Here is a 16,355-nt window from a genome sequence, read left to right on the forward strand (position 1 = left end):
GCTCGGCGGCCTCGCGGCTGACGGCTACCAGGCCTTTCATCCGCGCTTCGACAGCCCGGTCGAGTGTCGGATGCACCGACTTGCGCTTGTGCTCCAGATCGAGCTGCGCCTGCAGAGCCTGGCCCATGCGCTCGGCGGCATCACCCTCGGGGCCGCTGCGCGCGACAATGCCATCAATCAGCCCCATGCGGGTCACGCGCTCCGGGAACGAACCGGCAATGACCACAGACACAATGGCACCCAGTGAGTGCCCAAGCAGAGCAAAGCGCTCCCAGCCCAGTTGCTCGGCCACGCACAGCACATCAAAGGCATAGTCCGCCAGCGCATAGCCGGCGCCACGGGGACGGTGATCGGAATGGCCATGCCCGGCAAAATCCAGGGCCACGATACGCAAGCCCGTCAGCTTTGGCGCCAGCCGGGCAAAGCTGTTGGCGTTATCCAGCCAGCCATGCAGGGCGATAACAGGCAAGCCATCCTCGGGGCCGAATATATGTGCAGCCAGCTCGATATGCGGCAGGCTCAGACGAATTTCTTCAACCACAGGGCTCATGCGAAATGCTCGTTAAAGGCCGGGATGACGGAGTTCCCAGCGGGCAAAAATCTGTTTCAGCAGGCTGGCGGTATCCTGCGGCTGCTCAAGCGGGAACATGTGCCCGCCCGGCACGCTCAACGCCTCGCCGTTGGGCATGCGCGCCACCGCCCTGGCATGATGGTTCATGACCACGCGGCTGTCGCGACCACGCACCACGGTCAGCGGCACCTGCAGCTTGAAGGCCTGCCCGGGGCTGGTATGCGGAACGCTGCGATAGATATCGATTTCGGTGGCAGGGTCAAAGCGCAACCGCAAACACTCATCCACAGGTTGCAAGCCGTGCTCCAGATAGGCCTCGAAGCAATCGGGGTCAAAGCTGCGAAACAGTGATTTGCCGGCAAAGTAAGCGCGTGCCGCTTCACGGTCGGCAAACTCTTCACGCCGCCCCAGCGTGCGACCGGCGGGGGTCAGGCGATCAATCAGGCCAAAGCGCTTGGCCGCGCGAATCACCCATTGATCAGTGCGCGTCAACACCGGCGAATCCAGCATGACGACGCCCCGGTAAAGCTGCGGGCAGCGGATTGCGGCATGCAAATGCAACATCCCGCCCAGCGAGTGACCCACGCCCAGTACGGGCCCGGCTTGCTGGCGAAGATGATATATCAGCTCATCGACCAGGTTATGCCAGTTGTTGTCCACCGGGTAACGCGGGTCATGCCCGTGCTGTGACAAATGCGTCACGCAAAAATCCGGCGCCAGGGCATTGAACAACTTCCCGTACGTGGCTGAAGGGAAGCCGTTGGCATGGGCGAAAAAAATCTGCCGAGACATACAAGGCATCCAGATGTAGGAAGAATGCCGTATTGTCTGCAGGAATATTCTTCATATCAATGACCGTATGCGCCATGAGTGACGACACTACGGCCATTGACTGACCGTTTGATCACCGCGCTGGGGGTGTTTCACCCAGGGGCACAACGGCGATGGTCAGGCGCGAGATGCAGTTTATTTTACCGCTGTCGTCGCTCAGGCGGATATCCCACACATGGGTGGTGCGACCGATATGGACCGGGCGTGCGATTGCACTCACCCGGCCGCTACGCACGCCACGCAAGTGGTTGGCATTGACCTCAAGGCCCACACAATAGAATTTTTGCGTATCGATGCACATGTAGCTGGCCATCGAGCCGAGTGTTTCTGCCAGCACCACCGAGGCACCGCCATGCAGCAAGCCGAAGGGCTGGTGGGTACGATGGTCCACTACCATGCTTGCGGTGATGGAGTTGTCGTCAAACGCATCGAACGTGATATCCAGCACATCGCAAATGGTATTTTTGCGCATTTCATTGAGGCGTGCCAGATCTGGCTGGGTCGTCCACAAGCTCATGTGGTCATTCCTTGGTCAGTGAGTGTTGATGACGGAGCCACTGGCCCTCGACGCAAGCGTCAAATGCCATTAACCCGCCTCCAACTATCTTGCACTACGACCGTACTGTGCAACCGCTGCAATGCTCAGGGGTGATATGCGCTGAGCAATGTCATGCTGCCCGCCAGCGGCCACTCACCTTCAAGCTCCACCAGGCTGGCCGTGTGCATGGGCTGCGGTTGCCGCATGTGCCCGTGCAGCATCAGGCTGATCAATTCACCTACAAACGGCTGATGACTGACCAACAGCACATTGCCGCTGTCCGGCAGTTTGCCGAGCGCATACTTGGGTTCGCTTTCGGGCGTCAGCCAGGGCACGGTGACGGGTGGCGATGAAAAGCCCAGGGCCTGGCAAACCAACGCGGCGGTTTGCTGGGCGCGCACATAAGGACTGACCAGAATGCAGTCCAGCGGCTGGCCAATCAAATGAGCGGCGCTGCCCAGCACCTGCTCACGCCCGTGGGGGGTCAGCTCACGCTCGGCATCACGGCGGGCATGGGGCTCGGCTTCGCCATGACGCAGAATCCAGACTTTCATGGCTTGGTCCCTTCACCATTGGCGCCTGGCGTGTAGGGCGCTTCGCCTTCAGGTGCCCGCGGCACTGGCCAGTCGGCGAACGGCCAGGGTTTTTGTTCGGTGTGAAAACTGCCGAAACGACCGATCTGCGCCAGGTAAAGGCTCAGGCTGTCACCAAAGTTCATCAAGCCGCCATTGGGCGCACCGTAGACCACACGGTAAATCAACTGCACCAGCACCAGCCCGCCAAGAACCAGTTGTGCCACCTGCCAGACCAGCAGGAAAACCAGCATCCACAGCACGCGCAAAACAAGCGACTCGTACTTGGGTGCGTTTTTAGTGTCGTTCATGTGCTGCTCCTGTGGTGCTCAGTTAAAACCGCTGGTGGAGATAAAGTCGACATCGGTCTTGGGCTCGCCACGCATCAATTGCCCGATCACCTGCTCCAGGGTGTAGCCCTCGAACAGGATTGCGTGCAACCCGGCAACCAATGGCATGTAAACGTTCAGTTCCTGCGCCTTGGCCTTGAGTACCTTGAGGGTATTCACGCCTTCGGCCACTTCACCCAGGCGGGTAACGGCATCTTCAAGGCTCAGCCCCTGCCCCAGGGCAAAGCCGACCTGATAGTTGCGGCTTTTAGGCGATGAGCAGGTAACGATCAAGTCGCCTACTCCTGCCAGCCCGAGAAAGGTCATGGGGTTGGCACCCTGGCTGACGGCGAAGCGAGTCATTTCTGCCAAGGCACGGGTAATCAGCATGCTTTTGGTGTTCTCGCCCATACCCAGCGCCACGGCCATGCCGGCGATGATCGCGTATACGTTTTTCAGGGCCCCGCCCAGCTCCACGCCAAAGCGGTCGGCACTGGCGTAGACACGGAACGTGCGGCCATGCAGTGCAGCCTGCACGCGGGTGCATAGTTCTTCGTCGGCGCTGGCGACCACGGTGGCAGTCAGCGCATGTTCGGCCACCTCGCGGGCAAGGTTGGGCCCGGACAGCACACCGATGCGTGCCTGCGGGGCGATTTCTTCAAGGATCTCGCTCATCAGCTTGAAACTGTGGGCTTCAATCCCCTTGGTCAGGCTGACCAGCATCTTGCCGCTCAGGCGCCCGGCATGCTCCGCCAGCACACTGCGCAAGGCGCTGGACGGCAAAGCCACGAAGCACAACTGGCAGGCATCGAGTGTGGCCTGCAAGTCAGTGACCGGCTCGACCCCGGGATGAATCTTGATACCTTTAAGGTAACGAGGGTTTTCACGATTGAGGCGAATGGCCTCGGCTTGCTCGGGGTCGCGCATCCACTGATGCACTCGATGACCGTTTTCTGCCAGCAAGTTGGCCACGGCGGTGCCAAAGCTTCCGCCTCCCAAGACCGCAATAGCGTGCTGTTCAGTCATATGCAATCCCGTTATCCATCTAGCAGTGGCAATGACGGCATTATACGGAGCACATCCCCCGCGACCAGCCCCACAGCATATAGATGGCCATGACTGAAAAAGAACAGGACCTCGGTTACCATGCGGTTCCGGTACTCACACCCAGAGGCAGCATTGCTGCACTTCAAAATGAACACGCGCAGGTCAAGGATGACAATGGACAGTGGAAATGGACTGACGCACTGGCGACTGACCGACGGAGCCGCGTTCCCATGATGACTCGCAGCCGGTGGGACATCCACACCCGCACGCAGATGATGAGTCTGGGCCCGGCCCTGCTATTGACGCTGTTGCTGATCAGCTTTTTTACCTTCGTACGAATCCAGGATTTGCGCCAGGAACTCAAGCACACCGGCCAATTGATCGCCAACCAGCTGGCACCCGCCACCGAGTACGGGATCATGTCGGGGAACAACGATGTGCTGGAAACCCTGATCAACGCCTCGCTGAACATTCCCCATGTTCAATTCGTGCAGGTACAGAACCGGGCCAACGACATACTGGCCCACGCCGAGCATCCCGCGCCCAATGCTGACAAGAGCTCGCAGGTTGAAGTGTTTCAGGCGCCGGTCAGAGTGCAGAAGAGCCCCTCCGGCGGTTATTTACTGCTCGGCAATCGACAGGCTGCGGACCTGACAGAAGATTATCTGGGCCGGGTACTGGTCGGCATGTCCGGCGAAGCATTCAGCACGCGCCAGCAGGAAATCCTGCTCAAGGCCGTGATTCTTGCCTTGTTTGCCCTGGGCTTCACTTATCTGCTGGCCAAGCGCCTGGCGTCCAACCTGTCCAGGCCCATCAGTGACATGAGCAAGGCGGTCAAGGCCATCCAGTACGGCGACTATAAAACCCCCTTGCCCGTGGTCGACGACGGCGAGCTGGGCACATTGGCCCAACACATCAACAACCTGGCCACAGGCCTTGAGCAAGCCAGCCGCGAGCAACAATCTGCCATTGCGCAATTGATCCAGACACGTGAAGAAGCCGAGCGTGCCAACCGTGCGAAAACCGACTTCCTGGCCATGATGAGTCACGAACTGCGCACCCCCATGAACGGCGTGCTGGGCATGCTGCAACTGCTGGAAACCACGCAGATGACCGAAGAGCAGGCCGAATATGCCGCCCTGGCATCGGAATCCACCGAACACTTGCTCAAGGTCATCAACGACATCCTCGATTTCTCCCGAATCGAACGCTCAGCACTGGAGCTGGAGCGTATCCCCTTCAACCTCGCCGAAATGGTCAGCAACTGCGCCCAGGCATTCCAGCACAACGCCGTGCAACGTGGCCTGCACTTGCAACTGAACATTCCTGAAGGGCTGCAGGACTTGCCTGTACTGGGCGATCCGACCCGGATCCGGCAAATCCTGGTCAACCTGATCGGTAATGCCCTGAAGTTCACTGAACGGGGTCAGGTGATTATCGAACCGCTCTGGCAACAACTGGATCACGAACTGATCTGGTTTACCTGCGCCGTACGTGACAGCGGTATCGGAATCAACAGCGAAAAACTGGACGCCATGTTCACCGCCTTCCAGCAGGCCGACAGCTCTATTTCCCGACGTTATGGCGGCACCGGGCTGGGCCTGCCCATCGCCCGCACGCTGGCGGAGCGAATGGGCGGCACGCTGCACGCCATGAGCGAAGAGGCCCAAGGCTCGGTGTTCACTCTCGAAATCCCGCTGCAACTGCATCAACCCGTCACGCTCAGCCAGAGACCGTTGCTGGAGCCTGGGGCCATCTGTGCACCCGGGCGCAAAGTGCTGCTGGTGGAAGACAACCAGGTTAACCAGACCGTCATTGAGGCCATGCTAAGCAGCCTGGGGTATGAAGTGACTATGGTCAGTGACGGTGCACAGGCCATTCACTTTGCCAACAGCGAGCGCTTCGCCGCGATCTTGATGGACTGCCGGCTGCCGATCATCAACGGCTATGAAGCCACCCGGCAAATCCGCCAGTTGCCCGGTTGCCGGGCCCTGCCCATCATCGCCCTGACCGCCAATGCCCTGCAGGGCGACCGGGAGACCTGCCTGCAGGCCGGAATGAACGATTACCTGGCAAAGCCGTTCAAACGCGCTGACCTGGAACAAATTCTGCAGCGCTGGGTCCAGTAACTTATGGCTAAAAGGCCACCTGCGACTGGCGTAAAAGACAAAAGTGCGGCAGTCTTAGGCACCCGAATGGGCCACTGAACCGGCCCGATTTAAATTTTCAGTGCACAAGTGTACATTCTTGTCCTTTGCGCTGTGACTTTCACTACAACGCAATAGTCTATGTGTAGGCTGGCGAACTGAAACACCTGTGTTTCAGTTGGTCGGGAAGATTTGCCCCACCCGCCGCATGGGATTATTGAGGAGCTCGCATGACCAAACAAAACGCCTTTACTCGGGAAGATCTGCTGCGCTGTAGCCGCGGCGAACTGTTCGGCCCGGGTAACGCGCAACTGCCCGCCCCTAACATGCTGATGGTAGATCGCATCACCCATATCAGCGAAGAGGGTGGCAAGTACGGCAAAGGTGAATTGGTCGCCGAGCTGGATATCACCCCGGACCTGTGGTTCTTCGCCTGCCATTTCGAAGGCGATCCGGTGATGCCGGGCTGCCTGGGCCTTGATGCCATGTGGCAGCTGGTCGGCTTCTACCTGGGCTGGCAGGGCCTGCCGGGCCGCGGTCGTGCCCTGGGTTCGGGCGAAGTGAAGTTCTTTGGCCAGGTCTTGCCGACCGCCAAGAAAGTCACCTACAACATTCAAATCAAGCGCGTCCTCAAGGGCAAGCTGAACCTGGCCATTGCCGATGGTTCGGTAACTGTCGACGGTCGCGAGATTTATACTGCCGAAGGCCTTCGGGTCGGCGTATTTACTTCCACTGACAACTTTTAAGGGTTATCCGCATGCGCCGCGTCGTTATCACTGGTCTGGGCATCGTTTCGTGCCTGGGCAATGACAAAGAGACCGTCTCCGCTAACCTGCGTGCAAGTCGCCCTGGCATCCGATTCAACCCGGAATATGCCGAAATGGGTCTGCGTAGCCAGGTTTCCGGCTCCATTGACCTGCCTCTCGAAGAACTGATCGATCGCAAGATCTATCGCTTCGTCGGCCACGCAGCGGCTTACGCCTACCTGGCCATGAAAGACGCCATCACTGATTCGGGCCTGACCGAGGAGCAAGTCTCCAACCCGCGTACCGGCCTGATCGCCGGCTCCGGCGGCGCGTCGACCCTGAATCAGATGGAAGCACTCGACATCCTGCGTGAAAAAGGCGTCAAGCGTGTTGGCCCGTACCGCGTTACGCGGACCATGGGCAGCACCGTTTCCGCCTGCCTGGCCACCCCCTTCAAAATCAAGGGCGTGAACTACTCGATCTCCTCTGCCTGCGCCACCAGCGCCCATTGCATCGGCACTGCAGTCGAGCAGATCCAGCTGGGCAAGCAGGACATCGTATTTGCCGGCGGCGGCGAAGAAGAACATTGGAGCCAGTCGTTCCTGTTCGACGCCATGGGCGCCCTGTCCACCCAGTACAACGACACGCCTGAAAAAGCGTCCCGTGCCTACGACAAAAACCGCGACGGCTTCGTCATCGCCGGTGGCGGCGGCATGGTTGTTGTTGAAGAACTGGAACACGCCCTGGCCCGTGGCGCCAAGATCTACGCTGAAATCGTCGGCTACGGCGCAACATCCGACGGCTACGACATGGTTGCCCCAAGCGGTGAAGGCGCCATCCGCTGCATGCAGATGGCAATGGCCACCGTTGACGGCCCGATCGACTACCTCAACACCCACGGCACCTCTACTCCGGTAGGCGACGCCAAGGAAATGGAAGGTGTGCGCGCGGTATTCGGCGACAAGGCCCCGGCCATCAGCTCGACCAAAAGCCTGTCGGGTCACTCCCTGGGCGCCGCAGGCGTTCATGAAGCGATCTACTGCCTGCTGATGATGGAAGGCAATTTCATCGCTGGCTCGGCCAACATCGAAGAGATCGATCCTGTCGTTGCCGACATGCCGATCCTGACCAAGACCCGCGAGAACGTCACGCTCAACAACGTGATGAGCAACAGCTTCGGCTTCGGTGGCACCAACGCCACTCTGGTCCTCAAGCGCTGGGCTGGCAAATAAGCCACCCGCTCGCGACGTAAAAAATGCCCCGACTGGTTCGGGGCATTTTTTTGTCCGAGGGAACGTACAGCCGCCAGCATGCTCTATAAAGATCAGGACGTTTAATCACTCCACGCTGAGGTTTGCCATGACTGTTACCGTTAATACCGTGTCACACGAAGGTTTTCGTCACAGCATCAAGATCGACGATTACGAAGTGTTCACCGATCTGCCCAAAACAATGGGCGGCGAAGGCAGCGCCCCTACCCCCCATGATTATTTCGATGCCGCCCTTGGCGCCTGCAAAGCGCTGACGCTCAAGCTATACGCACAGAGAAAAGAGATCCCGCTCACCGGAGTCACGGTTGAAGTCAAACACGACGCCAGCGAAGAACTTAAGGGCAAATATGCCCTGCACGTCAAACTGACCCTCAAGGGCGTACTGACCGACGCTCAGCGCGAGGAACTGCACAATGTGGCCGACAAGTGCCCGGTGCATAAACTGATGACCACCGCCGAGGTCACCATCGAAACCCACCTGTCTGAAGGCGCTTTCAGCCAGTAACGGCCTGCCGCCCGGATAAGCGCTGGGTTATGCTCAGCGCTTATCCATTGCCGGGCCAGCACCATGCGCGCACTCACAGTGATCCGACCTCGGGCCGAGGACGTAGAAGGCCAACCGATTTTGCGCCCCCTGCCCTCGGCAAAATGCCGCAGCGTCGGGCCATTCGTATTTTTCGACCACATGCTGCTAACCCATTACCCTGCCGGTAGCGGCATGAATATCCGACAGCACCCGCATATTGGTCTGTCTACGCTGACTTATCTGTTTGAAGGCCAGATTCAGCACAAGGACAGCCTGGGATCTGACCAACTGGTGGGTCCCGGCGATGTCAGCTGGATGACCGCCGGTGCAGCCATTACCCATATCGAACGCACGCCGGTATCATTGCTAGAGCAGGGTTCACATTTGCACGGCCTGCAGGTGTGGCTGGCATCACCCAAAACCCACGAGCAAGGTGCAAGCCACTACAGTCATCACCCCGCCGACAGCCTGCCCGTAAGCGACAACCTCGGGGTACGGATTCGCCTGATAGCCGGAACAGGCTTTTGCCTGACTTCGCCGGTACCGGTGCTCTCGCCTACCCTTTACGCAGACGTGCATATGCAAACGGCCACCACCTTGCTGATCCCGGCCGACTACCCGGAACGCGCGCTTTATATGCTTGAAGGTGACGTGCAACTGGATGGCCAGGCACTGGAGCCCCACAGCCTTGTGCTGCTGGAAGCAGGCGAAGAGATGACCCTGAGTGCCGACAGCGACTGCCACCTGGTGCTGATCGGCGGCGCACCGCTGGATGGCCCGCGGCGTATGAACTGGAACTTCGTCGCCAGCGACCCGGCCCTTATCGAAAAGGCCAGAGCGCGCTGGGCGGCAGGCGACTGGCCGACCGTTCCCGGAGAAATCGGCCGGATCGAACTGCCGTAAAACCCGTGCCTTACAAGACCATTGCCGCAACCCAGCCAAAGGCCAGCAGTGGCAAGTTGTAATGCAGGAAGGTGGGCACCACGGTGTCCCAGATGTGGTGATGCTGACCGTCAATATTCAGACCGGAAGTCGGGCCCAGGGTGGAGTCCGACGCTGGCGAACCGGCATCGCCCAGAGCGCCCGCCGTACCGACGATACACACGATGGCCATGGGGCTGAAGCCCAGTTGCACACACAGCGGCACAAAAATGGCCGCCAGGATAGGCACCGTTGAAAAGGACGAGCCGATGCCCATGGTCACCAGCAAACCCACCAGCAACATCAGCAGTGCACCTACCCCCTTGCTGTGGTTGATCCAGCCGGCAGACGCTTCAACCAGCGACTTGACCTCCCCCGTGGCTTTGAGCACTTCGGCGAAACCCGAAGCGGCGATCATGATGAAACCAATCATGGCCATCATTTTCATGCCTTCGGTAAACAGATCGTCGGTCTCACGCCAGCGCACGATCCCCGAGGCCGAGAAAATCAGAAAGCCTGCCAGCGCACCAATGATCATGGAGCCCAGCCACAGCTGTATGATAAACGCCGCTGCAATGGCCACCCCAGCCACCAGCAATGTGCGCGGGTTATAACTAATGGCCACCTGCTCGACCTGCTCGATCTTGCCCAGATCATAATCGCGCTTTTTGCGGTAGCTGATAAATACCGCCACCAGCAAGCCGAACAACATGCCCAAAGCCGGGATTGCCATGGCGTGGGTCACGTTGACAGCGCTGATATCCACGCCACTTTTGCTGACGTTGGCGAGCAGTATCTGGTTGAGGAAGATGTTGCCAAAGCCCACCGGCAAGAACATGTAGGGCGTGATCAAACCAAAGGTCATGACACAGGCGATCAGGCGCCGATCGATTTTCAGTTTGGTCAGCACATACAGCAGCGGCGGAACCAAGAGCGGGATAAAGGCGATATGAATAGGAAGAATATTCTGCGATGAAATAGCCACCACCAGCAGCAAGCCGATCAATAGCCATTTGACCCGATTGCCACCCACGGCTTGCTGCTTGTTGACCATGCGCAGCGCTTTATCGGCCATGGCATGGGCCAGGCCAGACTTGGCAATGGCTACTGCGAAAGCGCCCAGCATCGCATAGGACAAAGCGACCTGAGCACCGCCACCCAAGCCGCCATTAAACGCATTGAGCGTAGCCTCGATACCCAGCCCGCCGACCAGGCCGCCCACAAGGGCACCCACAATCAGTGCGATAACCACATGCACACGGGACAGACTGAGCACCAGCATGATGCCGACCGCGGCAATTACTGCATTCATCATTACAACCTCATAGCGCGCACCACGATAAAAACACCGTGAAGCGGAAAATTTCGGGCAAAAGAAGACTGTTCCAATCGCCGGATCTGGAAGTGTGGGTGTATTTGGGGGCGCACACTTTGCAGCACCATCAGCGTCATGTCAAAGCGCATGCCGATAGCGGCCCCACAATCGTCCACAATCGGCCTTAACCCTAGTATTTGCAGGGCCAAATCGTATTTTTAAAGGGTGGGTCACATACTAAAAAAACGGGGTTTGGCATAAAGAAATACCACCTGCGGCCGCTAACAGACAAAGCCTCTTTTAGTCAGGATGTCTCCATGTCGCTCAGACAGCTTTCCATCCAATGGAAAATCACCCTTCTCGCCGGGCTCAGCCTGCTGGGTGTTGTTACCCTGCTGGTGGGGCTTTCGCTCTATCGCATGGACCACACTGCCGATCTGGTGGAGGCATCAAGCTCGCAGATGCTCAATGAGGCGGCACAGGCCCGCATTGAAGCGCAGGGTGAAGCCCAGGCACTGGCAATCAGCCGCCAGTTTATGGACGCCTACCAGTACGGCAACGGCTTCGCCCGCCAAGTCCTGTTTTTGCGTGAGCAATCGGAAAAACGCTTTCTGGATGCCTTCGACCTGCGTGAAGACCTGACCCGTCAGGTCAAAGCCGCCCTGCAGGCCAACCCGGACTTGCTGGGGCTCTCGCTGGTTTTCGAAGCCAACGCACTGGATGGCAAGGATCAGCTGTTCGATCATCAAAAAGAACTGGGCAGTAACGACAAGGGCCGCTTTGCCCTGTACTGGTCGCAACCGACGCCGGGCAAGCTGACCTCGATGGCACTGCCCGAATCAGACATGGCCGATACCAGCACCGGGCCCAGCGGCCAGGCCAACAACGCATGGTTTACCTGCCCGCGCACCACACGCAAACCGTGCATCATCGAGCCTTACTTTTATACAATCGACGGGCAAAGCGTACTGCTGACCAGTATCGTTTTCCCATTGATCGTGGACGGTAAAGTCATCGCTTCGCTGTCGGTGGATATCAACCTCAACAGCTTGCAAGCCCTCAGCCTGCAAGCCAGCCAGCGACTGTACGACGGGGAAACCCGGGTGGGCATCATCAGTTCGGCAGGCATCCTGGCCGGTTTCAGTGCTGATGCCAGCAAACTTGCCCAACGCCTCGACCAGGTCGACAGCAACGATGGCACGGCCCTGATCCGAATGATGGCCAGCGGTGATCAGGTACAAAGCATTCGCAGCCAGCAACGCCTGAAGGTGCTCACACCCTTCCTGCCGATTCCGGGCAGCAAGCCGTGGGGCGTGTTGCTCGACGTACCCGAGAAAGTTCTGATCGGCCCGGCCCAGGCGTTGCAGGCCGAACTGGACGAACGTAATAAAGCCGGAGCTTTGATCGAGCTGGCCTGGGGCTCACTGGCGGCCATTATCGGGCTCTTGCTGGTGTGGCTGATGGCCCTTAGCGTGACCCGGCCAATCCTCGGCGTGGCCCATATGCTGGAAGATATTGCCAGCGGTGAGGGAGACCTGACCCGTCGCCTGGCCTACGATAAAAAAGATGAATTGGGGCAACTGGCCAGCTGGTTCAACCGCTTTCTCGACAAACTGCAACCGACCATCGCCGAGGTCAAACGCTCGGTGCAGGATGCCCGCAGTACGGCCGATCAGTCAGCGGCGATTGCCACTCAGACCAGCGCAGGCATGGAGCAGCAATACCGTCAGGTCGATCAGGCAGCCACTGCTTCCCATGAGATGAGCGCTACCGCACAGGATGTGGCACGCAGCGCAGCGCAAGCGGCCCAGGCCGCCCGTGATGCCGACCAGGCCACACGACAGGGCTTGACCATCATCGATCGCACCACCGCCAGTATCGATCATCTGGCCGCCGACATGAGCGTAGCCATGACCCAGGTTGAAGGGCTGGCTGCCGATAGCGAGAAAATCGGATCGGTACTGGAAGTTATTCGTGCAATTGCCGAACAGACCAACCTCCTCGCCTTGAACGCAGCGATCGAAGCGGCACGAGCAGGCGAAGCCGGACGCGGGTTTGCCGTGGTGGCCGACGAGGTACGCAACCTGGCACGCCGGACCCAGGAATCGGTTGAAGAAACCCGCCAGGTCATCGAACAACTGCAAGCCGGCACCCAGGAAGTGGTGAGCTCCATGAGCAACAGCCATCGCCAGGCCCAGGGCAGTGTCGAGCAGGTGGGCCAAGCCGTGACCGCCCTGCAACAGATCGGCGATGCCGTGACCGTGATTACCGACATGAACTTGCAGATTGCCAGTGCGGCAGAAGAACAAAGTGCCGTGGCGGAAGAGATCAACAACAACGTTGCTACCATTCGCGATGTTACCGAGTCATTGTCTGAGCAAGCCAATGAATCTGCACGGGTCAGCCAGTCGCTTAACTCACTGGCCAACCAGCAGCAAAAACTGATGGATCAGTTCCGCGTCTGACCCTTTGGCGATGACGGCTTTAAGCCGTCGTCGCCTTTTGCTTACGCGCCGGTAGCTTGATGCTCACCAGCAACCCGCCTATCTCAGCCGTTCCAAGCTGCAGTTTGCCACCCCACGCTTCAACAATATCCCGCACGATGCCAAGCCCCAAGCCGTGACCACTGGCTTGCTCGTCAAGGCGCATACCACGACTGAACACCTGATCACGCTCAGTCTCGGGAATGCCCGGGCCATCGTCCTGTACTTCAATGACAAACCCGTCGCCAGTTTGGCTGATGCTCAGTTCGACTTGGGAGTCCGCCCATTTGCAGGCGTTATCCAGAAGATTGCCGAGCAATTCGAGCATGTCTTCCCGATCCCAGGGCAACAGCAACCCCGGCGCAACGTTGTGCGTCAGTTGCAGATGCTCGCCGTGGATCATCCCGAGAGTCGACAGCAGCCCCGGCAACTCTGCATCCGCATCGAATTGCGCACCCGGCAAGGCATCGCCCGCAAGACGCGCACGGTTAAGCTCACGGCTCATGCGCTGCTGTATCTGCTCCAACTGTTCACACAATGTATTTTGTATCTGCGGATAAGCCGCAAGCCGCGGATCGTTGGCCAGGCTGATCAACACCGCCAACGGAGTTTTGAGTGCATGCCCCAGGTTGCCCAGCGCATTGCGCGAGCGTTTGAGGGTGTCTTCGGTATGAGCCAGCAAATGGTTAATCTGCGTGACCAGTGGCTCAAGCTCAAGGGGCACCCGGGCATCCAGCTGAGAGCGCTGCCCCGACTGAAGCTGAGAAATTTGCTGGCGTGCTGTTTCCAACGGCCGCAGGGCACGGCGAACCGTGACGCGCTGCAGCAGCAAAATCACAATAAGGGCCAAGACCCCCATACCAAGACCGATCCGTTGAACTTGACGCAAGCTATCGCGTATCGGCGTGTAGTCCTGAGCCACCGTGATCGATACCGCCTGGCCAAGGCGCTGATAGTCGCTGCGCAAGACCAGTAACATCTGCCCTTCCGGGCCAGGCTGTAGTTCACGACTCAGGCCCGGTCGGTCGGGGCGCGGCAATTGAGCATCCCACAGCGAGCGTGAACGCCAGTGAGTCTCCCCGAATTCAATACTGAAATAGTGCCCGGAAAATGGCCGCTGATACGCCGGCGACAAACGCCGCTCATCCAGTTGCAAGCCCTGGGGGCCACGACTCAAGGCAATCAGCAAGTTCTCGCTGTCGTTTTGCAGGCCTGACTCCAGATAACGCTGAAGGCCATTTTCAAACAACCACAGACTGACCTGGCCTACTACCAGACCGGCAATCAAGAGCACACTGATCAAACCCAGGCTCAAGCGCCTTTGCATGGACTTCACTGACTGGCCGTACCGAACATATACCCCTGACCACGACGGGTTTCGATGACTGTACGCCCAAGCTTACGACGCAGATGGTTCACATGAACCTCAAGCACATTGGAATCACGCTCGGTCTCACCGTCATAGAGATGCTCGGCCAGATGGCTTTTCGAGAGGATCTGTTGCGGGTGCAACATGAAATAGCGCAAAAGCCGAAACTCGGCGGCAGTCAACTGCACCTCGGTGCCGTCATGGATAACACATTGACGGGCTTCATCCAGTTGCAGCCCGGCAGAACTCAATAAAGGCTGATTCGGTTGCCCGTGGGAGCGGCGCAACAACGCTTGTACCCGTAACTGCAGCTCTTCAGGATGAAAGGGCTTGGTCACGTAATCATCAGCACCGGCCTTTAGCCCGTCGATGCGCTCGGACCATGAACTCCGGGCAGTCAGAATAAGCACAGGTGTGGCCAAGCCTTTGGCACGCCACTGCTTGAGAACATCGATACCGGACATCCCGGGCAAGCCCAGATCAAGGATAATCAGGTCATAGGGTTCGCTCTGCCCCTGATAAAGAGCATCACGGCCATCAGCCAACCAATCAACGGCATAGCCCAAACGGGCCAAACCGGCCATCAGTTCATCAGCCAAGGGGACGTGATCTTCAACCAGCAGCAACCGCATTAATCATCTACCTCGTCTTTGAGCAATTGACCATTACTGGCGTTCAGCTTGATCTCGCGCACTACGCCACTGGTGGTAAGCAGCTCAACCTCGTAAACATAAATATCGTCATCCTCCTCCAGCTCTACCTCCAGCAACTTTGCGCCCGGGTGCCGCTCCAGAGCTTTTTGCAGCAGTTGCTCCAGGGGCTGAATAAGCCCTTGCTCACGCAAACGCAATGCCTCGTCTTGCCCCAGGTCACGTGCAATGGCCAAGGAGCAGAAAGCACAGAGCACAAGTACGACAAGTCCGCCAACTCGCAGGTTCACTGTCATCACTGACCTCCAGGGCCTCCCTTAGCGTCATTCTTACGATATTAAAAGGTCGAAGCATAACGCCACGAGCTTAATTGAAACTGAATCGGCCGCCCTGATACCGCATGGCTGGAGGTATGCACCTGCTGCGGGCGTTAACTGTTAAACTGCTGCCCTGTATTTATCGCTCAGGCGATAGTCACCTCTTCAGAGCTATAACTATTGTGGAAATTTTCAAAGAGTTTACCTTCGAATCTGCGCACCGCCTGCCTTACGTTCCTGAAGGCCATAAATGCGGGCGGTTGCACGGTCACTCCTTCAAGGTTGCTATCCATCTAAGCGGCGACATTGACCCGGCAACTGGCTGGATCCGTGATTTTTCTGAAATCAAAGCGATTTTCAAACCGCTTTATGAGCTGCTAGATCACAACTACCTCAACGACATCCCTGGCCTGGAAAACCCGACCAGCGAAGTTCTGGCCAAGTGGATCTGGCAACAGCTCAAACCCTTGCTGCCAGAGCTGTCGGCAATACGCATTCATGAAACCTGCACCAGTGGCTGTATTTACTACGGCGACTGAGTCACAGGCTCGAAAAAACCACCTTGCGAGGTGGTTTTTTTTGCTCTGAAAAACGCATGGGGCAGCGAAAAAGTGAGCACAGGTTGCGCCAAAACTTTTCTCGGCGCAAAAACAAACCCCCTGTCTGCGTGAGCAGACAGGGGGTTTGGAATTTAATCTTGACGATGACCTACTCTCACATGG

Annotated in this window: 17 protein-coding genes and 1 pseudogene; 8 read left to right on the forward strand and 10 right to left on the reverse strand. The window is 58.2% G+C overall.

What is annotated here, in order from left to right:
• The 6 genes from GHO03_RS20875 to GHO03_RS20900 all read right to left on the reverse strand — a co-directional run.
• Window positions 1-550 (reverse strand): alpha/beta fold hydrolase (locus GHO03_RS20875; RefSeq protein WP_153400461.1); only part of this gene is annotated, 550 nt, incomplete at its 3' end.
• 12 nt (window positions 551-562) lie between these two features.
• The gene (locus GHO03_RS20880) at window positions 563-1,363 is read right to left on the reverse strand and encodes an alpha/beta fold hydrolase (RefSeq protein ID WP_095002695.1); all 801 of its coding nucleotides are present in this window, start codon (window positions 1,361-1,363) and stop codon (window positions 563-565) included.
• Window positions 1,364-1,475: 112 nt separating this feature from the next.
• On the reverse strand, window positions 1,476-1,919 hold the full coding sequence (locus GHO03_RS20885; protein ID WP_095002696.1) for a hotdog fold thioesterase: 444 nt from the start codon (window positions 1,917-1,919) through the stop codon (window positions 1,476-1,478).
• Between the two features lie 125 nt (window positions 1,920-2,044).
• On the reverse strand, window positions 2,045-2,494 hold the full coding sequence (gene sixA / locus GHO03_RS20890) for a phosphohistidine phosphatase SixA (protein WP_095002697.1): 450 nt from the start codon (window positions 2,492-2,494) through the stop codon (window positions 2,045-2,047).
• A complete protein-coding gene (locus tag GHO03_RS20895) occupies window positions 2,491-2,823 on the reverse strand; it encodes a DUF4389 domain-containing protein (protein WP_095002698.1) in 333 nt (110 codons plus the stop codon). The genes sixA and GHO03_RS20895 overlap by 4 nt, the downstream gene beginning before the upstream one ends.
• Window positions 2,824-2,841: 18 nt before the next feature.
• A complete protein-coding gene (locus GHO03_RS20900; RefSeq protein ID WP_095002699.1) occupies window positions 2,842-3,867 on the reverse strand; it encodes an NAD(P)H-dependent glycerol-3-phosphate dehydrogenase in 1,026 nt (341 codons plus the stop codon).
• A 251-nt stretch (window positions 3,868-4,118) separates the two neighbouring features.
• On the opposite strand from GHO03_RS20900, the gene GHO03_RS20905 reads away from it, so the two are divergent.
• The 5 genes from GHO03_RS20905 (at window position 4,119) to GHO03_RS20925 (ending at window position 9,481) form a co-directional block, all read left to right on the forward strand.
• Complete coding sequence (locus GHO03_RS20905; RefSeq protein ID WP_095002715.1) at window positions 4,119-6,017, forward strand: response regulator; 1,899 nt, start codon at window positions 4,119-4,121, stop codon at window positions 6,015-6,017.
• A 248-nt stretch (window positions 6,018-6,265) separates the two neighbouring features.
• A complete protein-coding gene (gene fabA, locus GHO03_RS20910; protein ID WP_003210552.1) occupies window positions 6,266-6,781 on the forward strand; it encodes a 3-hydroxyacyl-[acyl-carrier-protein] dehydratase FabA in 516 nt (171 codons plus the stop codon).
• 11 nt (window positions 6,782-6,792) lie between these two features.
• Complete coding sequence (gene fabB / locus GHO03_RS20915) at window positions 6,793-8,013, forward strand: beta-ketoacyl-ACP synthase I (RefSeq protein WP_095002700.1); 1,221 nt, start codon at window positions 6,793-6,795, stop codon at window positions 8,011-8,013.
• Between the two features lie 127 nt (window positions 8,014-8,140).
• Window positions 8,141-8,557 carry an OsmC family protein gene (locus GHO03_RS20920; protein ID WP_095002701.1) on the forward strand — a complete coding sequence of 139 codons (417 nt, stop codon included), beginning with the start codon at window positions 8,141-8,143 and terminating at the stop codon, window positions 8,555-8,557.
• A 63-nt stretch (window positions 8,558-8,620) separates the two neighbouring features.
• A complete protein-coding gene (locus GHO03_RS20925; RefSeq protein WP_138738191.1) occupies window positions 8,621-9,481 on the forward strand; it encodes a pirin family protein in 861 nt (286 codons plus the stop codon).
• A gap of 10 nt (window positions 9,482-9,491) precedes the next feature.
• Here GHO03_RS20925 and GHO03_RS20930 read toward each other — a convergent pair whose 3' ends face one another.
• The gene (locus GHO03_RS20930) at window positions 9,492-10,811 is read right to left on the reverse strand and encodes a Na+/H+ antiporter family protein (protein ID WP_095002716.1); all 1,320 of its coding nucleotides are present in this window, start codon (window positions 10,809-10,811) and stop codon (window positions 9,492-9,494) included.
• A 1,463-nt stretch (window positions 10,812-12,274) separates the two neighbouring features.
• Here GHO03_RS20930 and GHO03_RS25925 point away from each other — a divergent pair.
• A pseudogene (locus tag GHO03_RS25925) lies at window positions 12,275-12,421 on the forward strand (HAMP domain-containing protein); the annotation flags it as partial.
• A gap of 102 nt (window positions 12,422-12,523) precedes the next feature.
• Window positions 12,524-13,279 carry a methyl-accepting chemotaxis protein gene (locus GHO03_RS25930; protein WP_370688632.1) on the forward strand — a complete coding sequence of 252 codons (756 nt, stop codon included), beginning with the start codon at window positions 12,524-12,526 and terminating at the stop codon, window positions 13,277-13,279.
• A gap of 19 nt (window positions 13,280-13,298) precedes the next feature.
• Here the strand turns inward: GHO03_RS25930 and GHO03_RS20940 are convergent, their stop codons facing one another.
• The 3 genes from GHO03_RS20940 to GHO03_RS20950 are packed head-to-tail and all read right to left on the reverse strand — an operon-like array spanning window position 13,299 to window position 15,612.
• Complete coding sequence (locus tag GHO03_RS20940) at window positions 13,299-14,633, reverse strand: sensor histidine kinase (protein ID WP_095021292.1); 1,335 nt, start codon at window positions 14,631-14,633, stop codon at window positions 13,299-13,301.
• Entirely contained in the window at window positions 14,630-15,298 is a 669-nt protein-coding gene (locus GHO03_RS20945; RefSeq protein ID WP_095002705.1) for a response regulator transcription factor, read from the reverse strand. The genes GHO03_RS20940 and GHO03_RS20945 overlap by 4 nt, the downstream gene beginning before the upstream one ends.
• Window positions 15,298-15,612 carry a PepSY domain-containing protein gene (locus GHO03_RS20950; RefSeq protein WP_095002706.1) on the reverse strand — a complete coding sequence of 105 codons (315 nt, stop codon included), beginning with the start codon at window positions 15,610-15,612 and terminating at the stop codon, window positions 15,298-15,300. The genes GHO03_RS20945 and GHO03_RS20950 overlap by 1 nt, the downstream gene beginning before the upstream one ends.
• A gap of 203 nt (window positions 15,613-15,815) precedes the next feature.
• Here GHO03_RS20950 and queD point away from each other — a divergent pair, with 203 nt between their 5' ends.
• Window positions 15,816-16,172 (forward strand): 6-carboxytetrahydropterin synthase QueD, encoded by a 357-nt coding sequence (gene queD, locus GHO03_RS20955; RefSeq protein WP_019410510.1) that lies wholly within the window; start codon window positions 15,816-15,818, stop codon window positions 16,170-16,172.
• The last annotated feature ends 183 nt before the right edge of the window (window positions 16,173-16,355 follow it).

It is taken from the genome of Pseudomonas sp. FSL R10-1339 (assembly GCF_009600545.1).
GTDB lineage: Bacteria > Pseudomonadota > Gammaproteobacteria > Pseudomonadales > Pseudomonadaceae > Aquipseudomonas > Aquipseudomonas bubulae.